At 35.6% G+C, this 25085-nt stretch carries 16 protein-coding genes; 14 read left to right on the top strand and 2 right to left on the bottom strand.

What is annotated here, in order from left to right; all coding sequences use genetic code 11:
• Positions 1-136: 136 nt before the first annotated feature.
• Both K9N40_07955 and K9N40_07950 read right to left on the bottom strand, forming a co-directional pair.
• The gene (locus K9N40_07955) at positions 137-958 is read right to left on the bottom strand and encodes a hypothetical protein (GenBank protein ID MCF7814397.1); all 822 of its coding nucleotides are present in this window, start codon (positions 956-958) and stop codon (positions 137-139) included.
• Position 959: 1 nt separating this feature from the next.
• Positions 960-1706: a sulfite exporter TauE/SafE family protein gene (locus K9N40_07950; GenBank protein ID MCF7814396.1), complete on the bottom strand. Its 747-nt coding sequence runs from the start codon at positions 1704-1706 to the stop codon at positions 960-962.
• A 320-nt stretch (positions 1707-2026) separates the two neighbouring features.
• Here K9N40_07950 and K9N40_07945 point away from each other — a divergent pair, with 320 nt between their 5' ends.
• The 14 genes from K9N40_07945 to K9N40_07880 form a co-directional block, all read left to right on the top strand.
• On the top strand, positions 2027-5533 hold the full coding sequence (locus K9N40_07945) for a tetratricopeptide repeat protein (GenBank protein ID MCF7814395.1): 3507 nt from the start codon (positions 2027-2029) through the stop codon (positions 5531-5533).
• 170 nt (positions 5534-5703) lie between these two features.
• Positions 5704-6930, top strand: a complete 1227-nt coding sequence (locus K9N40_07940; GenBank protein MCF7814394.1) for an endonuclease Q family protein — start codon at positions 5704-5706, stop codon at positions 6928-6930.
• 21 nt (positions 6931-6951) lie between these two features.
• Entirely contained in the window at positions 6952-8151 is a 1200-nt protein-coding gene (locus K9N40_07935) for an aminopeptidase P family protein (protein ID MCF7814393.1), read from the top strand.
• Positions 8152-8245: 94 nt separating this feature from the next.
• Complete coding sequence (gene coaD, locus K9N40_07930; protein ID MCF7814392.1) at positions 8246-8743, top strand: pantetheine-phosphate adenylyltransferase; 498 nt, start codon at positions 8246-8248, stop codon at positions 8741-8743.
• A complete protein-coding gene (locus K9N40_07925) occupies positions 8736-9044 on the top strand; it encodes a DUF3467 domain-containing protein (GenBank protein MCF7814391.1) in 309 nt (102 codons plus the stop codon). Before coaD ends, K9N40_07925 begins: the two co-directional genes overlap by 8 nt.
• A 121-nt stretch (positions 9045-9165) precedes the next feature.
• Complete coding sequence (gene secD / locus K9N40_07920; protein MCF7814390.1) at positions 9166-10782, top strand: protein translocase subunit SecD; 1617 nt, start codon at positions 9166-9168, stop codon at positions 10780-10782.
• Between the two features lie 9 nt (positions 10783-10791).
• A complete protein-coding gene (secF, locus tag K9N40_07915; GenBank protein ID MCF7814389.1) occupies positions 10792-11754 on the top strand; it encodes a protein translocase subunit SecF in 963 nt (320 codons plus the stop codon).
• A gap of 310 nt (positions 11755-12064) precedes the next feature.
• A complete protein-coding gene (locus K9N40_07910) occupies positions 12065-12892 on the top strand; it encodes a protein-glutamate O-methyltransferase CheR (protein MCF7814388.1) in 828 nt (275 codons plus the stop codon).
• Positions 12893-12908: 16 nt separating this feature from the next.
• On the top strand, positions 12909-16241 hold the full coding sequence (locus tag K9N40_07905; protein MCF7814387.1) for a response regulator: 3333 nt from the start codon (positions 12909-12911) through the stop codon (positions 16239-16241).
• Positions 16242-16599: 358 nt separating this feature from the next.
• Positions 16600-18726: a tetratricopeptide repeat protein gene (locus K9N40_07900; protein ID MCF7814386.1), complete on the top strand. Its 2127-nt coding sequence runs from the start codon at positions 16600-16602 to the stop codon at positions 18724-18726.
• Positions 18727-18821: 95 nt separating this feature from the next.
• Complete coding sequence (locus K9N40_07895) at positions 18822-22253, top strand: PAS domain S-box protein (protein MCF7814385.1); 3432 nt, start codon at positions 18822-18824, stop codon at positions 22251-22253.
• Positions 22246-24690 (top strand): PAS domain S-box protein, encoded by a 2445-nt coding sequence (locus K9N40_07890; GenBank protein ID MCF7814384.1) that lies wholly within the window; start codon positions 22246-22248, stop codon positions 24688-24690. The genes K9N40_07895 and K9N40_07890 overlap by 8 nt, the downstream gene beginning before the upstream one ends.
• Positions 24691-24693: 3 nt before the next feature.
• The gene (locus K9N40_07885) at positions 24694-24882 is read left to right on the top strand and encodes a hypothetical protein (GenBank protein MCF7814383.1); all 189 of its coding nucleotides are present in this window, start codon (positions 24694-24696) and stop codon (positions 24880-24882) included.
• A partial coding sequence (locus K9N40_07880) for a hypothetical protein (protein MCF7814382.1) occupies positions 24875-25085 on the top strand: 211 nt, incomplete at its 3' end. The genes K9N40_07885 and K9N40_07880, both read left to right, overlap by 8 nt.

Raw genomic sequence — 25085 nt, 5'->3', positions numbered from 1 at the left:
TGAAATATATCAGAAATTAAATCTCAAGTTCAAATTTAACCGGAAATATCATGATGTGAAAGTAAGAATGTAGTGCCCAAACTAAAAAGCCGCCCTTGCAAAATAAGGACTTAGAGGCATTTTGCCGAAACTTGGGTTACATCCTGATATTTAACAGAACAATTCCCACTACCAGAAACGCAAATGCAATTCTCTGGCGAAGGCTGAATCTCATTTTCCAGATAAAAATATCGCACAGGATCGTGATGACCACAACGCTGGAAGCAAGCAGCGGATAAGCAATTGCGGCTTTCACAGTTTGCAGGCTGTCCAGAAAGAACCTTGTTGTAAGCTGGTTGGGAATTCCCAATAGCATTCCCCATAAAAAATATTTCCAGATAATCTTTCGTTTTTGAACTCCAATCCAGATCAAGTTAAAAATAAAAGCTGACCCAAACAGGAAAAATACAAATGCTCCATCTTGTGGAAGTCCGATCGAATCATAGATCTTAAGCATGGAATCAGTGATTCCTGTGATGAAAAATAAAAACAATATCCAAAATAAATTATGGAAATTCCTGGTTTCGGTTCGGAAGGTAAATGAAAACAAGATAACGGCAATTCCGATATAATTTATTAATAAAATATTCTCAGTGAAAACAATTATAGAAAGTAGTGTTGGGATAATCAGGGAAATCCGCATCACACCAACACTCAATGAGAGTCCATTGACTTTTATGTTTTTCTGGTAAACAATGAAATTTGCCAGGAAAAGAAAACCTGCAATGCAACCTAAAAGAACATCTAAAGATCGGACATCAGAAAAGTTTGTGGTATTGGAAAAATAACTGAAAATGGAAGCTAAAAAATAATTTCCCAGGAATACCTGCAAAATTTGCAGATTCTTGTCTTTTTGATAAAGATAGATCAGATTTCCGATGAGTGCAGATGCTATGATGCTGAGAAAAAGATAGATCATGCTATAACCCGATCAGTGTGAAAACTCCAAATAATTTTAGACAAGCAATGCAGATAGCAGTAGCCAAAACTATTTTCACGATTTTATCTCCGCGTTTTACTGCTGCATGAACTCCAATCCAGGCTCCGATTATGTTGCCAATCGCAAGAATTAGACCATACAACCAGATTATCTTATCTGAAATTGCGAAAACGATAACAGCAAATATCGTATAACACATCACGATGAAAACTTTTACTGCATTTGCTCTTACCAGACTGAAATTCTCAATCAGGTTCAATGTGCCCAGAAGTATAAAACCAATTCCAACCTGAATAAAACCACCATAAAAACCAACTGCCAGGAAAATTACAAACTCCAGCCACTTCGGAAGAGTTTTGGCATAAGATCTTTTCTGTTTGGGTTTTATCACCATTATCAGGATGAAAATAAACACAACTCCCAGTATTTTATCGAAAACTGCAGAATTGAGTTTTACAGCAAAAAATGAACCAACAATCGCTCCCAGCGAAGCTGCTATCGTGATATGAATTACTGGTTTTACATCAAGTTTTCCATGTTTATGGAAACGAGCTGTTCCAGTTATATTCTGCAACAAAATAGCTACTCGATTTGTGGCATTTGCTACCGGAGATGGTAAACCGATCAATATAAGAATTGGCAGAACCAAAGTGGAACCGCCACCAGCTAATGTATTTATGAAACCTGCAGCTACGCCAGCCAATATCAATAAAACGATAAGAAACACAAAATCTCCAAAATTTTTTTTATTTTGTAAATATTTTTGCTGTCTGGAAGTCAAGCAAAAGACTTTTTTCAATTTTTTTCAAGATCTCGAAAAATTTTAAAATTCTCCGTTATTATGAAGAATCTCTCAATTTTAGATCGAGAAGTAAATATGCTAGAATTTCCACGAGATATATCGGATGAAAAGCTATAAAAACCTCAATATGGCGAAAATGTTTTTTCTATTCAATATATTTGAAAGTTGACATACTTTAATAACAAAAAACTATTGAAAATTGAATAGAGAACGATTGCAATGCAAGTTGATTCTCTGGAGGTAAAATGAAAAATATAATTTTGTTATTCATACTATTAGGCAGCATTTCACTTTGGGCCGACCTGGATTTTGGAAAAGATCTTTTTAATGATCAGCTTTACGAAGAAGCGATAAGTGAATTTGAAAAAGTGGTAGCTTATTCTCCTACTTCCGATAGGGCACAGGAAGCAATTTTTTATATCGGAAAAAGCTACTTTGAGCGAGGTCAATACTCTTTAGCAGAAAATTCTTTCAAAAAAATTACGGAAGGATTTCCCAATAATTCTTTTCGAGATGAAGTGATATTCAATTTGATAGAAGTACAGCTTTTGCAGAAAAAATATGATGATGTGATCTTGAACAGCGAAGAAATGCTGATCAAATATCCGCTTTCCGATTTTACAAAGCAGGCTTTAAGTTTATATCTCACAGCTCTTTTCGATTTGCAGGAATATGGCAGAGCGATCGAAAAAGGACAGCGTTTTCTAAAAGAATATGCTGACAGCGAATATCTGCCGGATGTTTTATTGATATTGGCAAAAATATATTTTGCATCCAATCTTGCTGATGAAGGGCAGAAATTATTAAATCGCTTATTTACAGAATTTCCCAATCAGAATGCTGCCTGGAAAGCAGTGGAACTGGAAGTGGATTTGAAGGAAAAATCTGCAGGGAAAACATCTGCAGCGAATCTTCTGGCAGAAAAAATGAAAGAAGATGTCCCTCGTTTATACGAAGAAACTTTACGACTGAAACTGGCAAAATATTACATCGATCTGGAAAATTATTTTAAAGCAAACCAGGAATTGAAAAATTTAATTGAAAAATTCAGTAATTCAGCACATTTAGATAATTATATTATTCTCTATTCCAATACAAAATTGAAGTTGAATAATGCGAATCAAGTGATTGATGACTTTGCGGAATTCAAGAAAGTTTTCAGGGAAAGTCCTCGCAAATCGGAGTATCTGCTTTTGATCGCTGAAGCTTATCTGATGCAGAACAATGTGGAAAAAGCTGAAGAGTTTATTTCTAATGCAAAAGAGATAAACCCCAGTGATGAAAATCTTTATAGAAGTGAAATGCTGCAAGCGAAATTATCTTTGAAAGAAGGAAAATTGACCTCCGCGATTTCAATCTATCAAAATCTTTTGAATTCACCTTTTGCCGAAAAAAACAAGATCTTGATGCAGCTGGGAGATATTTATTACGAACAACTGGCTGATTTTTCCAAGGCAGAAAAATTTTATAGTCGCATAATAACCAGTTATGCTCCTTCTGATATTTTGAATGAAGCACTTTACAAAGCTTCACTTTGCCTGGAAAATCTGGATGAAAATGAAAAGGCCTTGGAAATGCTGCTGCAGATCGATCTGGAGAGTATTTCAGATAAAGAATTTGGAGAAACAATAAAAAGCAAAATTGCCTACATAAATAAATTTAAACAGCAGGATTATGAAACAGCTTTTGATAAGCTTATTCAGAGTATTTTCCAATATACCGAAAATAATGATAAAGCAAAATTAAAATCTGAGCTGGTTACAATTTTGTCCGATGACCTGAAAAATTACGATCTGGCAATGCAGATTCTGGAAGATGAAAACAGTTACAAATCAATTTATACCAAAGCTAAACTGCTTCTAAAACTTACGGAAAAATATCAGGCGGAATCCAAAAATCACCTGGTGCAGCGAAACCTGGTAGAATTGCAGGATCAAATGATGCATCTGGACAGGCAGCAACACGCAAGTTGGATTGCAGAATTGAACCTGAAAAAAGCTCTGATCGAGGAGCAGGAAGTTACTTCTGATTTGATAATGCAACTTGATGATTATATTCATAATTTCCCTAATGGGGAAAGCGTGAACGAGTTTAGATTTGAACTTTATAGTTATTACAAAAATTTAAAAGACCATTCTCGTGCAGCCACTTATGCAGCACTTTTGCAAGATGATGGCACAGTTCCGAAAGAAGGATTTTTTGCCGCTAAAGTTACTTTGGCAGAAGACTATTTCAATCGTGATCTTCATGATCAGGCTCTGCGAAATTACCGAATCGCCGATTCTTACATCGATATGAAAAAACCGCTTATCTATTTTCATTATGCAGTAACTCTTAATGAAACCGGAAATACCACTGAAGCTCGAGATAAACTGGCTTTTCTGATAAATAATGCCGGCTATTTCAATGGGTTTGAAACTGTGATAAATTATTTCTGCAACATTTTACGTTCGATGGGAGAATACACCAAAGCGATCAAATATATGAAGAAACTGCCCGAAGAATATCAGAATGATGTTTACTGGAAACAGCTGGCGGAAGATTACCTGATTTCCGGTGATGTGGAAAATGGAAAATATTCACTTATGAGAATCGTCAACAAAGATTATGAAACCCTTTCTCGTCTTGGTCATCTGCAATATGATTCTGGTGAATATGAAATGGCAAAATACACTTTTGGCGAGTTGATAGATCGTAATAAAAACGACCTGGAAAATTATAAAATTCTGGGTCAAATTGCTTTCATTCAAGAGGAGTTTCTGGAAGCTGCCAAAAATTACAAAGTTATTGTAAATAAGCTGGGAGAAAACTTTTCCAGCTTCAAAGGAATGCGTAGAATTGCCTTGGAAAATATTATCTCTCTGTATAGAATTGAAAATCGACCCAAAGCAGAAAGACTTACCAAAACCTTCAAAAAATTACTTTCCGAACAAGATATTAATGAAATTGAATTGAATCGTGGAATTTATCACATCGATCTGGATAAAAAGAAAGCGATCAAGATTTTTTCCAGTCTTATAAATGGGAAAAAAGTGAATAATTCCACCAGGATCAAAGCATATTTCTGGCGGGGATTGGTGCGTTTGGAACAAAACAATACAGAAGAAGCGGAATCAGATTTCAGCACAGTTGCCAATTCCATCGACAAAGAAATGAGTAACAAAGCTAATCTAAAATTGGGAACGATCAAGTTTTCCCAGGAAGAATATGAAGAAGCTCTCGATCATTATTTCCAGGTCATCAAAAATGATGAAAAAGGCAGCTTAGCATTTGATGCAGCCAGGAATTTTGCCTTTGTTTGCAAAACCATAGAAGAATGGCAAAAAGCGATCGCTGCATATCAGATCATTTTAGAACGTTGGGGCGATCAAAAACTGGAAGGTGAAACGCTGTTTGATATTGCCTACTGTTATTATCGAGATAGAGAATTTGGCGATGCTGCCGCCATGTTTGCCCGTTCCACTACCTTGATAGAAGATGAAGAACTGAAAGCGGAAGCACAGTATTGGATCGGAGAATCTTATTTCAGTATGGAAGAATTTGAACAAGCTGTTTCAGAGTTTCTGAAAGTTGGCTACAATTATCCCAGTTTCACTCAATGGGCTGCTTCTGCTGAATTGAAAGCTGGCGAAGCTTATCTGAAAATGAACAAGAAGACCAAAGCGATCCAGATGTACGAACGAATAATTGATAAATACGGAAAATACAGCCAGTGGGGACAGGAAGCTGAAAAGAGACTTGGCAACCTGTAACGCCAAGCTCTGCCTTTGGGACTTATAAAACCTTGCGAATGGTTGTGACCTTCGCAATGGTTGAAAGTGTAAATTCACCAATGACAAAATTGAATAATTCATTTGAGATAAAATGATAAATAGTGTCCTTTGTTTCTTGGTAACTCCGTGGCAGTAAAAAGGAAATATAAATGGAATTAGCCGTTGATCTCCATTCCCATTCCGGTTATGCCGGTGGTGTGGGACAAATAGAATTGATAGCTGTTTCCCAAACGATGAAGCTGAAAGGCATCGATGTCTTCGGAACGGGCGATTGTCTGTTTCCACCTCGAGCCGAAGAATTGAAAAAGCAATTAGAAGAAGTTGAAGAAGGCTTGTTTTCCCTTCCAAATGATGAAAGCAGATTTCTGCTGCAAACGGAAGTAATCTTTTCTTCAAAGCTTGCCGATTATAACAACAAAACTATCGCTCATCACATCATTCTTTTCCCGAATTTCAAATCGATAGAAAAAATGCAGATCTTGATGAAAAATTGGAAAATGAAAAACACTATTGGTCGTCCGTTTATTGTTTCAAATTTCCAATCTGAATTGGAAGATCAGCTTTTTCAGATTGCGAATGTTCATCCACTCATCGAGATCATTCCTGCCCATGTAATGACGCCGGACGGTATTCTGGGAAGTAAGAATAATCTTTCCGAAATGATAGAATTTTATGGGAATTTTCTGCCAAAAATCAATTGCATTGAAACAGGCTTGAGTGCCGATCCTGTTATGCTGCAGCATATTCCAGATTTAGCTAACCTTACATTCATTTCCAATAGCGATTGTCACAGTGCTGCTCTCAATCGAATTGGAAGAGAGTTTACAGTTCTTGATGTAGAAGAAAAGAAATACTCTTCCATCATCGATTCTTTACGAACGAATAAAGTTGATTTCACTGCCGAATTCAATCCTGCTGAAGGACGCTATTTTCTAACAGGTCATCGGGCAAATAGAGCAGGACACGATCATGAAATAATTATTAAAAATCCTCCTGAAAATCTGCAATGTCCGATCTGTGGGAAAAAGATGAATCTTGGAGTGCAGCAGCGCTGCAGGCAACTGATGGAAGAGAAGATCGTACCTCTGAGACGTAATTTCAAACACCTTATTCCTTTGGTCGAAGTAATTGCCGAATCGTTGAACCTGAAAAGCGTAAGTTCCAAAAAAGTTTTAAAGGTTTTCGATAAGGTTATGAAAGTATTTCCTTCCGAGATAGCACTCTGGCAATCTGAAAACGTGCAGGTTATGCTTGACAAAAGAGTTGAGCAAAAAACTATCAACCGAATTCTGGCAGTGCAGAAAGGTGATTTCAGGTTCGATCCTGCAGGTTACGACGGGCTTTATGGTAATCTGAAAATTGGTGATTTTATATGATAAAGGAGATAAATTTTGAAAATGTATAGCGAAAGAAGAGATAAACTGAATAAACAACTGGAAAATAATGAGATATTGATTGTTTTCGCAGCATCAGAATCCAGCTATCCCAGTTATTTTTGGCAGGACAGCAATTTTCTCTATTGCACAGGATTGCAAATTCCTGATGCTGTATTTGTTCAAAGAAAAGTAAAAGATAAATTGCAAACTACTCTTTTTATCGAGCGTGGCATTCCCGAAATGGAAGTGTGGGAAGGCAAAAAATTAACTAAACAAGAAACAACAAAATTATCTGGGATTAAAACTGTTTCTTTTCTGGACGAACTGGAAAGAAAGATGCAGTTCTATTTGAATGGAATGGAAAAATGCTACATCAATCTAAATAATACCAATCTTTCCAAACCGCTCAACAAACAGCAGATCTTTGCCAATAAGATAAAAGAACATTTTCCAAATATAACGATAGATGAAGCAATGAAGAGGATCTCTCCACTTCGGGCAATCAAGGATAAATGGGAAATTAAGCAAATGCAGAAAGCTATCGATGTAACGGGTGCTGGAATTGCTTCTATAATGAAAAATGCCAAAGCAGGAATGATGGAATATGAATTGGAAGCAGAATTACTTTTTGCTTCTAAGAAAGCTGGTTTTCGTCATCTGGGATTCCATCCGATCATTGCCAGCGGTGTAAATGCTGCCACTTTGCATTATAGCCAGAATAATTCTAAAATCGGCAAAAACGATCTGATCCTGATGGATCTTGGTTTGGCCTGCAATGGTTATAGTTCCGACATAACCAGAACTTTTCCAGTTTCTGGTAAATTTACCAAGCGTCAAAAGGATGTTTACCAGGAAGTCTTGAATGTGAATAAAGAAATAATTTCAATGATAAAACCAGGTGTATCTCTTCAGGAATTGAATAAAAAAACAGTTGAATTGATCACCGAAGCTCTGTTCAGACTGAAGTTGATCAAAGAGAAAAGTGAATACTTCAAATATTACATGCACAGCGTCGGTCATCATCTGGGAATGGCAGCTCATGATGTGGGACCGCGTGATACAGCTCTGGAAGCAGGAAATGTAATTACAGTTGAACCAGGTATTTACATTCCAAAAGAAAAGATCGGAGTGCGAATTGAAGATGATATTTTAGTTACAAAAACAGGTCATAAAAATCTTTCACAAAACATTCCCAAAGAAGTGGATGAATTGGAAAAATGATAGAAAATGAATAATATAACCCCTTTGTCCAGACAAGCTGTACATTTCCCCTTAATAGGGGAAGAGCAAGGAATTGAGGGTAGAGGATAAAACGATGAAACGAGCAATTTATGCAGGAACGTTCGATCCCATTACAAATGGTCATGTAGATGTTCTGAAAAAAGCTGCAGAACTGTTTGATGAAGTGATTTTGGCTGTTGCAGATCATACTGGAAAGGATACAATTTTCGATCTGGATAAACGCGTCGAACTTTGCAAAAAATCTGTTCTGGATATGCCGAAGATAAAAGTAATGAAATTCCATGGTTTGGTGGTTAATTTTGCCAAACGAGTAAAAGCCGATGCCATGATAAGAGGTTTGAGAGCTGTTTCCGATTTCGAGTACGAACTGTCTCAGGCGCTCATGAACAAAAAGATGTATCAAGATATCGACACAGTGTTTTTCGTGCCGAGCTATCGCTATCTGTATCTAAGTTCCACGATTATTCGAGAAGTACATTCACTGGGTGGAGATGTGACGGATCTTATCCCAAATTGTGTGGATGAAGAACTAAAAGAATTAAGAAAAAACAAGGAGAAAAATAATGGCTAACAAGAAAAAACTGAATTTAAAGATTGATGAGAAAGTAGGCGAAGGAGTTTATTCCAATTTTTGCATGATAACACATTCACCTTCGGAATTTATTATTGATTTCGGAAGAATTGTTCCAGGACTTCCCAATGCAAAAATTTATAGCAGGATTTTATCTACACCACAGCATGCCAAGCAATTCCTCAAGATATTGCAGCAGAATATTGAAAACTTTGAAAACAAGCATGGTGAGATCAATATGCCGGGAATGCCGGATGCAAAAGATATCGGATTTAAAGCTGAAATTCCAAATAAAGATTAAAGAAATAATATTTAATAAATATTCTTAATTACAAAGTACTTGACTGCTGTAAAGCTTAAATACTTTTTGATTTTTCTGTGTAAAAAAGATGTAATGAAGAAATAATAAGGAGTTCTAAGTAATGAAGAACAGTAAAATTAGAGGATTAATCATCGTTGCAGTTCTACTTGTTACGGCATATTTCTTTGCTCCGTTGGTTGTTCCGAACCTTCCTTCGTTCTGGACCGAGAAAGAATTAAGACTTGGTCTGGATTTACAAGGTGGATCTCAAATTCAACTGGAAGTTGATTTTTCGGAATTAACACTTTCGCAAGACGATAAAGAGGATGCTGTAAAAACTGCCTATCAAATCATTCGCAACAGGATCGACCAGTTTGGAGTGGCCGAACCAATTATTCAACGTGTAGGAACCACAAACAGAATTATTCTCCAGCTTCCTGGCTTGGATGATCCCAGCCGTGCAAAAAACCTGATCGGTAAAACTGCACTTTTGGAATTCAAACTGCTGGCAGACGGAGAGCAATATGAAGAAGCTACAAAAGCTTTGGATAGATTTCTGCAGGATAATTTAGATCAGTTTGAAGAATTAAAACCATTTGCCGATATTACTACTGAAGAAGTTACAGATGTATTGGAATCGGAAGAAGAGGAAGAAGTAGAAGGCGAAGAAGCTGAAGAAGATAACCTGTATATCTTCACAAATCTTACTACTTCCAGTAATGATGAGCCATACACGGTAGATTATGAAAATCTGGCACTTCTGAAAAAATTATTGAAAAATGAAGACTTCAAAAATGCACTTCCTGCCGGACTGCAGCTTGCAGTAGGAAGAGAAGATGCAAACGATCCCTACAAAGCAAGACAGATCTATGTGCTGAAAGAAAAATCAGAAATTACAGGAAAATACCTGGAAAAAGCTCAGACCAAGATCGGTCAGGGATATGCACCAAAAGATCAGGGACCGTACATTCTACTTACTTTCAACAAAGCCGGTGCCAGAATCTTTAAAAATGTAACAGGACAGCATATAAATGAAAGACTGGCAATTTTGTTGGATGATATTGTTTATATTGCACCTACGATTCAATCTCGCATTCCAAGTGGAGAAGCAAGAATTACAGGACAATTTACGATCGAAGAAGTGCAAGACCTTGTGATTGTGTTGAATGCCGGTTCACTTCCTGCACCTGTCAAGATCATCGAAGAAAGAACTGTAGGGCCAACTCTTGGATCCGACAGTATCAGAGCCGGTATGATGGCAGCCATTATCGGTTTGGCAATTGTCTTCATATTTATGATATTTTATTATGGACTTTCCGGTTTGATCGCAGATATTGCAGTTGCTGTGAACGTAATCTTTATTCTGGCTGTTCTAACCATGTTTGAAGCTACACTTACGATGCCAGGTATTGCCGGTGTAATTCTTACGATTGGTATGGCTGTGGATGCAAACGTGATCATCTTCGAAAGAATTAGAGAAAATTTACATATGGGAAAAACAGTACGTACTGCAGTGGATGGTGGCTTCAGTAGAGCTCTGGTCACAATTCTGGATGCCAATATAACCACTCTTATTACTGCTTTAGTACTTTATCAATTTGGAACTGGACCAATTCGTGGATTTGCAGTTACGCTTTCCATCGGTATCGTTGGTTCGATGTTCGCTTCAATCGTTTTAGCAAAAGCCATATTCGACGGATTCGTTACCAATGTGGCAAGAGATAAACTTAGTATTTAGGGGGAAACAATGAGATTCTTTGGAGAAACTAAAATAGATTTCATAGGGAAAAGAAAGATAGCTTTCACAATTTCTATCATTGTTATCCTGGCTGGTCTGGTTTCGCTTATCATTAATGGCGGACCAAAATATGGTATTGATTTTACCGGTGGATTATCTTTAGAATTGGAACTTACTCCAATTAATAATCAAGCACAGAAGATCGATGTCCAAATGCTGCGAGATTTACTGACAACTGCTGGTATCGAAAGTGCAGAGATTCAGGCAATAAGCAGTTCGGATAAAACCAGAGACCTTTTCCTGATTAAAACCAAAACTGCAGAAGAAGGTGAAGAAAAAGTAAGTACACAAATCGTTAACCTTATCAAAAAAGAATATCCCAATAATGTAGATCCAACTACTCTGATTCGTTTACAGGAAGAAGTTGGACCCAAAATTGGTGGTGAACTAAAAGAGAAAGCTATTTTAGCTATTTTCTGGGCACTTCTGGGTATCATTCTTTACATCTGGTGGCGTTTTGAATTTACATTCGGTTTGGCTGCAGTTGCTGCTTTGTTACACGACGTTCTTATCACTGTCGGTATCTTTTCTCTGTTTGGAAAAGAGATCAGTTTATCGATAGTAGCAGCACTTCTTACTATTGTTGGATATTCTCTTAACGATACGATCGTTGTGTTCGACCGAATTCGTGAAGACATGAGAGTGTTCCGTAAAGAATCGTTCCATAGCGTTTTCAATCACAGTATCAATGAAACACTCAGTCGAACGATCATCACTTCATTAACTACTTTTGTTGTGGTTCTTGCCTTGTATTTGTTTGGCGGCACAGTTATTCATGATTTTGCCTTTGCACTTCTGGTTGGTGTTATCGTAGGTACATATTCTTCTATATTTGTAGCAAGCCCACTCATGGTTGCTCATTTTACCAATCGTCAGAAACGCATGGCAAAACGAGGACGTAAAAAACGTTAATCTTAATAAAATAATTAGATAAAAAATCGAGCCGTTGGATTTTTTCCGACGGCTTTTTTTTTATCTCTCATAATTAACATTCTAAAAATTTTTGTATTTTTTTTTTGAAAAGCAAAAAGAAATGAAGATGGTAGGGTTTTTAGAATTTAGTAAATCTTTATACGTTCAGAAACCATAACTTTCTACTTGTATAATATAACTTAGTAAAATTAAATATTTATCTTTACAACAACTTCATTTGAATTAATTTCCGAATGAAGAGAGATTGAACGTGTGGATTTATTTTTTATTTGAATGGGGATGATAAAAAATGAAGCAGAAAATTGGGCAAATATTGCATTATTTACGGGAATCCAGAGGTTACGATTTTTCGGGAAACAGAATTAATATGCTGCAGCGACGAATTTCGACCAGACAATATGCTACAAAAACATCAGATTTTGATGAATATTACGAATATCTAACTCAAAATCATGATGAAATAGATAATTTATTGGATGCATTTACAATAAATGTAACCAGTTTCTTTCGCGATACACTTTCTTTTGCCTATCTTGAAAAACACGTCCTTAGCAATATTCTGGCAAGTTGTATTGAAAACAAATCCACACTCAGAGTTTGGTCGGCTGGATGTGCTTCGGGAGAAGAGGCTTATTCAGTAGCTATTTTATTGAAAGAATTATTTGATAAAGAAAAAACTGGCATTTCAGCTTCGATATTTGCCACGGATATAGATAGAAATGTTATCGAAAAAGCTAAGCTAGCTATCTACAACGAAGATGCAATGAAAGATGTTCCCTTAAAATATCTCAACAAATATTTTGAACAGAATAATGGTGAATTCCACCTGAAAGAACAGATAAAAGAGATGGTGAATTTTTCTGTTTATGATCTTCTTTCTTCAAAGTATTCCGTACCGCCGGAAAGTGTCTTTGGCGATTTTGACCTTGTTTTATGCCGAAATGTGCTTATTTATTTTGAATCTGATTTTCAAAAGATTATTTTGGATAAATTATTAAAGTCCTTAAAATTAGGTGGATATTTAATGTTGGGAGAATCTGAAATTCCTACGACGGGTGAACTCAAATATTTTGTTCAAATAAATGCAAATTGTAAGATTTTTAAAAAAATATTTTGAAAGGAAAATTCTAATTATGAAAATTTATAGTTTCAAAAACATTAAATCCAGAATCAGATTCTGGTTTTATTTTATGTCTATCATTCCTTTATTGATAGCATTAACGATAACTTATCTGCAAAGATCAGAAGCCATAAAAATGCGGGCTGAAAACAAACTTGTTGCAGTTCGAGACATGAAAATCGAACAGATTCGAGAATGGTTTCTTGAACGTCGGGGAGATCTTAATACAATTGCCAGCGACCTGGAAATTCGTGAGATTTCAGACATCATGAACAAAGAACAAAAAACGGCAACAGATCTATATCGGATCAAAGTTGCCCGCAATTTGATCAAAAGGCTTATGTTAAATTTCAGAGCATATTCCGAAATATTTATTATCGATGCCGAAAAAGGAGTTATCCAGATTTCTACGAATTCCGAAAATGAAGGGATTTCCAAGATTTCCGAGCCCTATTTCAAAAATCCCCTCAATTCGGGTGATTTTTGTATTACAGATATCTATTATTCCAAATCTTTAAAAAAGACGGCCATGGCTTTTTCGATTCCCATTAATCCGGAAGATTCCAGTGAAATAAATTCTATTTTAGTTGCTCGAATCGATTTGGAAAATTCTATTTATAAAATTCTGAATGTTCATGCTGGTCTTGGCGAAACAGGTGAAAATCTTATTGTCGATGAAAATTCGATTGCACTCAGTAATCTGCGCTGGAAAAAGGCAGATCCACTTACATTCCAGATCGAAGCCTTCCCTGCTCAAATGGGAGCTGCTGGAATCAGTGGAACTGTAAAAACAAAGGATTATCGAGGCAGCGAAGTGATTGCCGCATATTCTCATATTCCAGAATTCAACTGGGGAATAGTAAGCAAACAGGATGCAAAAGAATTGTATGCTCCACTTTATAAAATGGTTTTGAATTACTTTTTTCTCTTCTTAATTCTGGTTATTGTCATTAGTATTATTCTGCGATTTCTCACTAACTCGATCGTAGTTCCGATCAACAGATTGATAGAATTTGCTCAAAGAGTTCGCAATGAAGATTTTTCTGCCCGCTTACACAATAATTATAACGATGAATATAAGCTTTTAGCTGATACATTCAATAAATTGGCAGAAGTAACAGGAGCGGCAATTCAGATTCAAAAAAGTGTGAATTCGTTTTCCGGCAAAATCATCAGAACGCAATCGAGACAGGATTTTGCTTCCGTAACTCTAACCGAACTAATGGCTCAGACATCTGCACAAATGGCGGTTTATTATGTGCAGAAAGATGAGTCGGAATATTTTGTACATTTTTATTCGATAGGAGCGAATCGAGAACTCTGGCAGAGTTTTAATGCAGATAAGCTGGAAGGCGAACTTGGGATGGCAATTCAAAGCAAACGAATTTATCGCATTCAAAACATTCCGCAAGACACAATATTCAAATTTAATTCCACACTCGCAGAGATCGTTCTAAATGAAATAATCTGCATTCCCATTCTGGTAAATGAAGAAGTCAAGGCTGTTATCACACTTGGTTGCGTGCAGAAACTCCGAGAAGATCAAATGGAAATGATCAGCAGAATCTGGCTCAATATCAATGCTGTCTATTCCAGATTGCTTGCCTCTGAAAAGGTAGAAAAACTGGTTGCAGAATTGCAGAATAAAAATGAGGAATTGCAGTCTCAGGCAGAAGAATTGCAAGAACAAACCGAGGAGCTGCAATCTCAGGCAGAAGAATTACAGCTGAATTCCGAAGAGCTGCAACAGCAGAACACCGAGCTGGAAATGCAGCGTCGCCAGGTAGCGGAAGCAAATCAACTGAAAAGTGAATTTCTTTCTAATATGAGCCACGAATTACGAACACCATTAAATTCGATTTTAGCTCTTTCCAGAGTTTTGATAGATCAAGGAAAAAGTGTTTTGAACCATGAACAGCTCAATTATCTGGAAATAGTAGAACGAAATGGCAAAAATCTTTTGAAAATGATAAATGAGATACTCGATCTTTCCAAAATAGAAGCTGGTAAAATGAATATTGCAGTAAGTAAATTTTCATTATCGAATTTACTGCAGGACATCTTAGATGGATTGCGACCTTTGGCCGATGAGAAGAAGATTAAACTGAAATACAAACCGAAAACGAATCTCCCGCCTATAGAATCTGATGAGCAAAAATTATATCAAGTTCTTATGAACATCATCAATAATGCTATCAAATTTACGGAAAAAGGAAAGGTAAAGATCGATGTTGAAAAACAGAACGACAAATTTTACATAGAAATTAGTGATACAGGAATTGGAATTTCAAAAGAGGCACTTCCATACATTTTCGATGAATTCAGACAAGCCGATGGAACAGCTTCCCGCAAATTTGAAGGTACCGGTTTAGGATTGGCAATTTCTTATAAGTTAATGTCAATTCTGGGTGGTGATATTGAGGTGAAAAGTAAGATAGGAGAAGGTTCTACTTTCACTGTTATCATTCCACTAAAAATTGATAGTATTGAGAATGGAATTAAGATAGAAAATAGAAAAACTAAGAAAAAGAATTCTGATCATATAAGAAAAAAAAATCACCTGCTTATTGTGGAAGACAACCCGACTACGATTATTCAGATTAAGGAAATTCTGCAGCAGGAAGGTTTTTCGATAGAAATTGCAGAAGGTGGAAGGCAAGCTTTGGATTATGTGGAAGAGCGAATTCCGGATGGAATAATCCTGGACCTGATGATGCCCGATGTCGATGGTTTTGAAGTTTTGGAAACTATTCGTTCCAAACCGGAAACTGAAAACATTCCTGTGCTTATATTAACTGCCAAAAACCTGACTAACAAGGATTTGAAAAAACTCACTTCCAACAATATTCAACAGCTTGTTCAAAAAGGCGATATCAATCGAACGGGATTTTTGAATAAGATCTCTGAAATGATGAGCGAAGAGGAAAGCAAATTTGAGGTAGGTAAGACCAAAGCTTCTGTTAAAAATGGAAAACCTAAAATTCTAATTATCGAGGATGATCCCGACAGTGTTATTACATTAAAAGCAATTTTAAAGGACAATTATGATATTCTGGAAGCCAATGATGGAGAAGCAGGTCTGAGGAAAGCTGTATTCAAATTACCCGATGTGATCTTGCTGGATATTAATCTTCCCAAAATGGATGGAACAGAGATTGCCGGAATATTAAAAAACTCTGCTGATACAAAACATATCAAAATTATTGCAGTTACAGCTAGAGTGATGCCGGAAGATAAAGAATATATCCTGGCTTCAGGATGTGATGGATTCATTTCCAAACCGGTCGATAAAAAAGATCTGATAACTGAAATAGAGAAGCAAATGCGAATTTTAAAAAAAAACTGAATAGATAAAAAATGGAAAAAAATAAAAGTGAAGGGCTAAAGCCCGAGTTTTGTAGCAAAAATTTCTATCCCCGCGCTAAAGCACGGGGCAATTCACTGAGTTGCCACGGGTTTCTGAATTGCCACGGGTTTCAACCCGTGGGAAAAGAAATCCAAAACCTATCAGGACTTCAGTCCTCAAACGATATAAAATTTATAAATTTAAAAGGACATGTGCAGTGAAATTATCAAAATCATATGGGATTATTTTCCTATTTTTAACTATTACATTTCATCTATTGGGTACAGCATCGAAAATAGACAGCCTGGTTCAAAAAATTAACGAAACAGCTAATATACACGAAAGAATCGAATTACAAATGAAGCTCTCAATAGAATATACCGAAACCGATACTGCCAAAGCCTTGCAGCTTGGAAAACAGATTCTGGAAGAAAGCATCAGAAACAACCTTGATGCTAGCAAAGCCAGGAATAATCTGGCTTACATTCATTATATTCGGTCGGAGTATAAAAAAGCTCTGAAAATTCTTTTGGAAAATGAAAAAAAATTGGAGCAAAACGAAGCTGATGAAACTTTAGCGGAACTCTATAAATATTCAGGATTTATTTATACTGAACAAAAAAAATATCAGAAAGCAATTGATTATTATAAAAAATCGCTGAAAATTTATCAAAATTTGAACATGCCCTGGCAAATATCTACTATATATTCGTCTCTGGGAAAAGTTTATGAATTGCAGCAAAAAAACGCAGAAGCATTGGCATATTATCAAAAATCTCTTTCGATAGATACTGAACTGAATAATTTACAAGATATGGCAGTTCTATCTTATATTATTGGGAATAATTATGAATTCCTGGCCGAATATGTAAAAGCATTGAAATCGTATTTTAAAGCCTTAAATTATTATCAGGCTCTTGAAGATTCCAGCGGTATTGCAGATTCTTATAATACCATTGGAAACATTTTTCATGCCATAAATGATTTTGATAGTGCTCTGGATTATTACGAGAAACATCTGCATTTGCAACAAGCCCTCAATAATAAAGAAGGTTTAGCGATTTCCTACAATAATATTGGCATCATTTATGATGACACAAAAAAATATGAAAAAGCACTGGAATATTATCTGAAAGCTTTGAAAATGGATGAAGAGAGAGGTGATGAGGAAGGTATTTCCACAGTTTCAAATAATATTGGACTGGCTTATTTAGAATTGGAAAAATTTGATTTAGCACTTCAGTTCTTAAATAGATCACTAAAAATATCCAACCAGATTAATGATACCTGGGCAATAGCAAATACTAACAATAATTTGGCTGCGGTATATCTGGAATTAAAGAACTATCCGCTTGCATTTTCTTACGTAGATAAAGGTTATGAAATAGCAAAAACTATTTCTGCAAAAGACCTGGAATTGGAAGCATTGGATATTTATTCCAAATTGTATAGAGCAACAGGAAATTACAAAAAGTCTCTGGAATTTTACATAGAGCATTCAAAATTGGAACAAGCTTTATTCACAACAAGTATCCGAAAAATTGCCGATATTCAGAAAACAAATGAAGCACAAGAACAGGAACGACAAACTGAAATTTTAAGAAAGAATAACCAGATAAAAGATTTGTTGCTGGAAAGGCAGAGAAACCTGAAATATTTTCTTATTAGTCTCATCATTCTGGTAGTCTTGTTTCTGGTTGTTTTATACAATCGTTATGCTCTCAAAAAAAGAGAAAACAAGATAATTCTGGAAAAGAATGAAATGATAACAAAACAGAAAATTCAACTTGATGAAGCTTTGAAAGAGCTGCAGATATTGCATTCCGATCTACAGAGGAAAATGGACGAAATTAAAATTGGAAGAGAACGACTTCAACTACTAAATAAGACTCTGCGTCATGATCTGGCAAACGATCTTGTGGTAGTAAGGAGCGCTATCAGGATCTATCGCAGAAATCCCGATGATGCATTTCTTGAAGAAATCAATAGCCGTGTTCTGAAATGCCTTGGTACCATAAAAAGACTGCGAGATCAGGAATCATTTATGAATTCTCACAGTGATCTTATTGAAATGAATTTAAAGAAAGTATTGCAAAAAACTCGCAAGGACCATCCTGAAGTAAATTTCGAAATCGAAGGTGATGGCTTTGTGTTTGCCGATGAAGGATTGTATTCAGTATTTGAAAATCTGACTGCAAACTCATTAAAGCATGGAAAAGCAAAAAATATTATAGTAAAAATCTGTGAAGAGGATAGATTCATCAAAGTCAACTTTTTTAATGATGGAGACAGGATTGCAGAAGATATAATTGAACGCATTTTTGAAGAAGGTTTTCACTTTGGTGAAACTGGAAATACTGGTATAGGATTACATATTGTAAAACAGACCATCGAAAATTATGATGGCTTTGTTGATGTAGAAAATGAAGATAATGGCGTTAATTTTATTTTGAAATTGCGCAAAGCTATTCAAACGGAATTATAAAATGAATAATATATTTTGTGAACTCGATAAACTGAAACCCAAATTGCTACGTAGCAATTTTGATCTCTTAACACAATATTTATTCGGAGGAGACAATGAACGATAAAAAGATGAAAGACCTGCGAAAAAAAGCCGAAGAAAAATACAAAAAACAAAAATCTAAACAAAAACTCAACAATATCGAAAAAGATAAACTCATTCACGAACTTCAAGTTCATCAAATTGAGCTGGAAATGCAGAATGAAGAGCTGCTACTTATTCAGCAGGAACTGGAAATTTCCCGCGATCGATATTCCCATCTTTATAATAAAGCTCCAATCGGTTATGCTGTTCTGGATGAAAAAGCCAGGATCGTTAACGTAAATCATAAATTTGCTGATCTGCTCGATCTTGATCTTGCTCAGATAATCGATAAAAATTTTATAAAATTTGTTCATACCGATCATAAAGAGGTCTTTTGGGGTCGATACAAAGCTTTCTTCAAAAATCCCGATAAAAAATTAATTGTGATCAGTTTAATATCTAAAAAGAAACAGATATTGGTCGAAGTGAAAGGATCGAAATCTAAGCGAACATTATTCTCAAATGATTCAAATGAGGATGTTTTACTGGTTAGCATAAATGATATTACAAAGCTGGAAAAAACCAGACTCGACCTTCTTGAATCGGAAGAAACTTTTCGTGCCACTCTGGAAAGTATTGCAGATCCTGTTTTTATTACAGATGATGATGGAAACATCACCTTTGTATGCGATAACATAGAACATAATCTCGGTTATACTGTACAAGAAATCCAACAGATGCTGAATATAAAAAAACTAATTGGAGAAATGCCATTCACACTATTCGAGCTGAACGAGAAGAAACATTTGGACAATTTTGAGATAACTATCAAATCCAAATCTGGAAAACCACATGTGTTTTTGATGAATGTTAAAAGAGTTAATATCAAAAAAGGAACAATCCTCTTCACTTTGAGGGAAATAACAGAGAAGCAGATTGCAGAGCAAAAGCTGAAAGAAAGTGAAAAAAGATTTAGAGATATAGCGGAGAACGCAGCAGAGTGGATTTGGGAAGTAGATAAAGAAGGAAAATATACATTTGTTAGCAGCAATGTTCAGGAAATTTTAGGTTTTACCTCTGCTGAAATGCTGCAGAAACACTTTTATGATATTGCCGATCCCGAAATTCGTGAGGAAGTAAAAAAGAGAGCATTAGAAATTAATTTCCAGAATAAAAAACCATTTAGAAAAACTATTTCTGCCTGCATTAAAAAGGATGGGACTAAAGTATGGCTACTATCCAGCGGAGTTCCTATTCTTGATGACAAGGGAAAACTTCTTGGTTTTCGTGGTGGCGATTTGGATATTACAGAAAGAATTAATACTGAAAAAGCATTAAAAGAAAGCGAGGAACGTTATAGAACCTTGTTAGAAAACGTAAAAGCCGGTATTGGTTATTACGATCTGGAAGGCAATGTAATCTTATTCAATAAAACTGCAGCAGAATTCATGGGAGGAAAACCGGAAGATTTTACTGGTAAAACTTTGATTGAACTTTATGGCGAAGAAACTGGAAAATTCTATCTGGATAGAATAAAAAGTGCAGTAAAGGCTGATGATTTTGAAGAATATGAGGATAAAGTTGAACTCCCAAGTGGCACGATGTGGTTCAATTCCAAATACAACAAAATTTTCGATTCTAATGGTAAGATCATCGGAGTTCAGATTATTTCTCAAGATATTACAGAACTAAAGCAAAATCAGGAAAAGCTGCAAAAACTTTTTGATAACATGAACAGTGCATTCGCTTATCACGAGATCGAAACAGATAAAAACGGTAAGCCGATCGATTATAGGTTTGTAGAAGTGAATAAAACCTTTGAATCGATGACAAACCATAAAGCAGAAGATATTGTGGGTAAGTTAGTAACAAAAGTTTTACCGGGAACTGAAAAAGATCCTGCCGATTGGATAGGAGTATATGGCAAAGTAGCTCAAACAGGAAAACCTAAGAATTTTGAAAAGTATAGTGAAGCACTAAAAAAATGGTTCAAAATAAGTGCTTATTCTCCACAGAAAGGTTTTTTCGCGACTGTCTTTGATGATATAACAGAAAGTAAACTTCTGCAAATTGAAGTTGAAGAAAGCGAAGAACGTTATCGGGGAATGTTCGAAAATTCCACTGAATTCTTGTTTACTTTAGATTTAAAAGGAAATTTCACCGATGTAAATAAGGCTGCAGAGAAAAAAACAGGTTACTCCAAAGCCGAATTATTGAAGAAAAACTTCAAAGACTATATTCCCCGCAAAGATCACAAAAAACTTTTCCTCGTATTTAATAAGTTATATCGAACAGGCAAGCCGATTCATGATCTTTTTATCGAAGCAAAAATGAGAAATGATGAGATCCGATATTTCTTGATAAGTCTCAGTTTATTGAGGTCAGGTGATAAAATAATAGGTTTTCAGGGTACTTCCACTGACATTACAGAACGCAGAAAAGCTACAGAAAAACTGCGAGAAAGCGAAGAGCGTTTCCGGGCTATGTTTGAATCTTCTAAAGATGCCAATATGACTTTAGAACCTCCCGACTGGAAATTCACTTCAGGAAATCAGGCTCTAGTGGATTTATTCAAATTGAAAAATTTGGAAGAATTAATGAAGTTAGCTCCCTGGCAGATTTCACCTCCTAAGCAGCCAGATGGTCAATCTTCAATTGAAAAAGCAAAAAAGATGATTGATATTGCTGTAAAAGAAGGAGTGAATTATTTTGAATGGATTCATCGTAAAAGAGATGGAAGAGATTTTTTTGCCACCGTTCTTTTGAATAAAGTAAATCTGAAAGACAAAAATATTCTTTTGGCGACGGTGCGAGATATAACTAAGGAGAAACTGGCAACCCAAGCTTTGCAAGAAAGCGAAGAAAAATATCGAGTTCTTTTCGAAAAATCAACCGATCCCAGCCTTATAATCGAAGATAACGAATTTATCGATTGTAATGATACAACTGTAAAATTCCTGAAATTCAAATCAAAAAAAGATATCATTGGCAAAAATCCCTGGCAGTTGTCTCCACTATTTCAACCAGATGGTGAAAAAAGCGAAACCAAAGCAAAACGATTAATAGCCGAGGCTCACAAAAAAGGATATGCCAGATTTGAATGGGTACATCTCAATTCCGACAGGAATAGGGTTTGGGTAGATATAGCACTTACATTTCTAAAAGAAAAAGAAAAAGATATCATTTATACAGTATGGAGAGATATTACCGAAAAGAAAAAAGCACAACACGAACTGGAAAAATATCAGAGTGATCTGGCTCTAATGGTAAAAGAAGCAACTATGGAATTGGAGCAGAAGAATGCTTTACTTTCTGAACAGAATGCTGAGCTGGAAAAATTCAACAGAATCTTTGTTAATAGAGAGTTCAGGATCAAACAATTGCGTGATAAGATAAAAAATTTAGAAGAAAAAATATTCGGTACCATTAAACCTGATGATGATGAAGGGAAGGATCATGAGTAAAATTAAAAAAGAAGAAATTTTCAAATTGCTCTACGAGAAAACAAATACAGGTATTGCACTGCACGAAATAATTGTGGATAAGAAAGGAAATCCCATCGATTTTATTTTCCTGGATGCAAATTCTGCTTATGAAAAACTGACCAAACTGAAACTTAAAGACATCAAAGGTAAAAGGGGAAAAGAAGTACTTCCCAATCTGGAAGAGAAGTGGATAAAACTTTATGGAAAGGTTGCTCTAACTGGTGAATCGGTTTCTGTTACCGACCATTCTGAATATCTGAATAAATACTGGGATGTAAAAGCATATTGTCCAGCCAAGAATCTTTTTGCAGTAGCTCTAAGTGATGTTACAGAAAGGGAATTGGCAAAGAAAGAACTGATGGCAACAAAAGAGCTCTCAGAGAAATACCTGCAGATGGCTGGAAGTATTTTTGTTGCGTTAGATCCCAATGGGGATATTCTGGTCCTGAATAACAAAGGATTGGAAATACTTGGTTACACAGCGGATGAAATAGTAGGCAAAAACTGGTTCGATACCTGCATTCCCAAAGATATCAACCAAGAAATTAAAGGCGTTTTCAAAAAAGTTTTTTCAGGCGAAATGGAAGGAGTAGAACATTACGAAAATGAAGTGGTTACAAAATCTGGAAAACACAGAACGATTTCGTGGTATAATACATACATCAAAAACGAAAAAGGTGAAACAGAATATTTGCTTTCATCTGGAATAGATGTAACCGAGATCAATTGGAAAAATGCTGAAATTCTGGCAAATGAAAAGAAATATCATGAGATTCTTGATAATGCAAATGCAGTTGTGTTCATAAAAGACAAAAATGGAAAGTATTTGTATATTAACAAAATGTTCGAAGAATTACATAATATCTCCAACTCTAAAATTCAAGGCTTAATCGATCATGATCTATTTTCCAAAGAACGTGCTGATATTTACAGAAAAAATGATCTGACCGTAATCGAAAAAAAAGAATCGTTGATAATGGAAGAAAGGGTAATGTTTGCGGATGGATTACATGTTATGTTATCTACCAAATTTCCGCTTTATAACGAAGAAAATAAAATTTATGCTCTTTGCGGAATAGCTACTGATATTACCGAGCAAAAGGAAGCTACGGAAGAGTTGAAAACTATCTGGGATGTCTCTCCTGATCTGATTTGTGTGGCTGATATAAATACGGCAAGTTTCATTCAAGTAAATCCAGCCTTTACCAAAACATTAGGATTTTCGGAAGATGAACTTCTGGGAAAATCTTTCCTGGAATTCGTTCATCCCGATGATATTCAGCCAACTATCGATATTATCGAAGAAAAGCTGAAGAAAAATGAAGTTGTTATAAATTTCACAAATCGATATTTATGTAAAGACGGGTCTTATCGTTATCTGGATTGGGTTTCTCGTCCAATTATTGAACAGGGCTTAACTTATGCAATTGCCCGTGATGTAACAGAAAATAAAATTATCGAAAATAAATTAATAGAAAATGAAAGACTTTTGAACGCTACTGGCAGAATGGCCAGAATTGGCGGCTGGGAACTGGATGTGAAAACCCAAAAAGTTACCTGGTCGGAAGAAACTTACCGCATCCATGAAGTTCCCATAGATCAGGAACCACCCCTGCAAGATGCGATCAATTTCTTTCATCCCGATGCTAGGCCGATCCTGCAAAATGCTTTGAAGAAAGCAATGGAAAAGGGAGAACCTTACGATCTGGAATTACGCTTTATAAGTGCAAAAGGTAATGAGCTTTTTACACATACAAAATGTGAACCTGTAATAAAAGATGGAAAAGTAGTTAAACTTCATGGTACTTTCCAGGATATTACAAAAGAAAAGAAATACAAAATTGAAATTGAAGAGAGAAATGAATTTATTCAAACTATTCTGGATAATTTACCTATCGGTGTTGCTTTGAATAAGATCGATGAAGGAACTGCAACCTATATAAACAAGAAGTTTGAAGAAATTTATGGATGGCCGGAAGCAGAATTACAAGATATTGCTAAATTTTTCAAAAAAGTATACCCAGATAAAAAATACAGGGAAGAATTACAAAATAAAGTGATGGATGATATAAACAGTGGAGATGCATCCAGAATGCATTGGGAAAATTTAGAAATAACCAGAAAAGATGAATCTCATGGCTTTATTAACTCAGTGAACATTCCACTCTTTGAACAGAATACAATGGTTTCAACTGTTATGGATATTACGAAATTGAAAAAGTATGAAAAAGAATTGCAAGAATATCAGGAAAATCTGGAGGAAATGGTAGAACAGAGAACCAGGGAATTAAAAGTAAAAAATGAAGAGCTGCAAAGATTCAATCAACTTTTTATCGATAGGGAAATCAGAATTAAGGAGTTGAAAGATAAGATCAAAAAATTGGAAAATAAACTGAAAATTTATATTGGTGGATAAAGAATGAGTTGTTGTTTTGGGCTAAAGCCCGAATTCAGCTGGCAGGAAGAGTATATTGCAATTTCTGTAAGCCCTTCAGCGCTGGATAGAACGAGAGAATATATAAAGAATCAGGAAGAACATCATCGAGTGAAATCTTTTCAAGAAGAATATAATTTATTTCTGGAAAAAATAGGACTTAGGAATGAATAAATATGGTGGGCTAAAGCCCGAATTTAGTTTAATTGCAAGCTATCCCCGCCTTAAAAGACGGGGCTATTCATCAAATACCCGAACTAAAGATAAGATGAAAGAAAAAGAAATATATTTCCATAAACCTGAAAATATAACTCATAAAATGATGGGAATAACACTGAAACCCCGCCTTAAAAGACGGGGCAACGCACTGAATTGCC

This window comes from Candidatus Cloacimonadota bacterium, assembly GCA_021734245.1.
Classification (GTDB): domain Bacteria; phylum Cloacimonadota; class Cloacimonadia; order Cloacimonadales; family TCS61; genus B137-G9.
Note: the sequence above shows the minus strand (reverse complement) of the source record. Positions and strands in the feature narration are given on the sequence as shown.

Excerpts from the sequence above, each read along its gene's own strand:
- K9N40_07955 (MCF7814397.1), bottom strand. The coding sequence starts at position 958 with ATGATCTATCTTTTTCTCAGCATCATAGCATCTGCACTCATCGGAAAT.
- K9N40_07945 (MCF7814395.1), top strand. The coding sequence starts at position 2,027 with ATGAAAAATATAATTTTGTTATTCATACTATTAGGCAGCATTTCACTT.
- K9N40_07940 (MCF7814394.1), top strand. The coding sequence starts at position 5,704 with ATGGAATTAGCCGTTGATCTCCATTCCCATTCCGGTTATGCCGGTGGT.
- K9N40_07935 (MCF7814393.1), top strand. The coding sequence starts at position 6,952 with ATGTATAGCGAAAGAAGAGATAAACTGAATAAACAACTGGAAAATAAT.
- coaD (MCF7814392.1), top strand. The coding sequence starts at position 8,246 with ATGAAACGAGCAATTTATGCAGGAACGTTCGATCCCATTACAAATGGT.
- K9N40_07925 (MCF7814391.1), top strand. The coding sequence starts at position 8,736 with ATGGCTAACAAGAAAAAACTGAATTTAAAGATTGATGAGAAAGTAGGC.
- secD (MCF7814390.1), top strand. The coding sequence starts at position 9,166 with ATGAAGAACAGTAAAATTAGAGGATTAATCATCGTTGCAGTTCTACTT.
- secF (MCF7814389.1), top strand. The coding sequence starts at position 10,792 with ATGAGATTCTTTGGAGAAACTAAAATAGATTTCATAGGGAAAAGAAAG.
- K9N40_07910 (MCF7814388.1), top strand. The coding sequence starts at position 12,065 with ATGAAGCAGAAAATTGGGCAAATATTGCATTATTTACGGGAATCCAGA.
- K9N40_07905 (MCF7814387.1), top strand. The coding sequence starts at position 12,909 with ATGAAAATTTATAGTTTCAAAAACATTAAATCCAGAATCAGATTCTGG.
- K9N40_07900 (MCF7814386.1), top strand. The coding sequence starts at position 16,600 with ATGAAGCTCTCAATAGAATATACCGAAACCGATACTGCCAAAGCCTTG.
- K9N40_07895 (MCF7814385.1), top strand. The coding sequence starts at position 18,822 with ATGAACGATAAAAAGATGAAAGACCTGCGAAAAAAAGCCGAAGAAAAA.
- K9N40_07890 (MCF7814384.1), top strand. The coding sequence starts at position 22,246 with ATGAGTAAAATTAAAAAAGAAGAAATTTTCAAATTGCTCTACGAGAAA.
- K9N40_07885 (MCF7814383.1), top strand. The coding sequence starts at position 24,694 with ATGAGTTGTTGTTTTGGGCTAAAGCCCGAATTCAGCTGGCAGGAAGAG.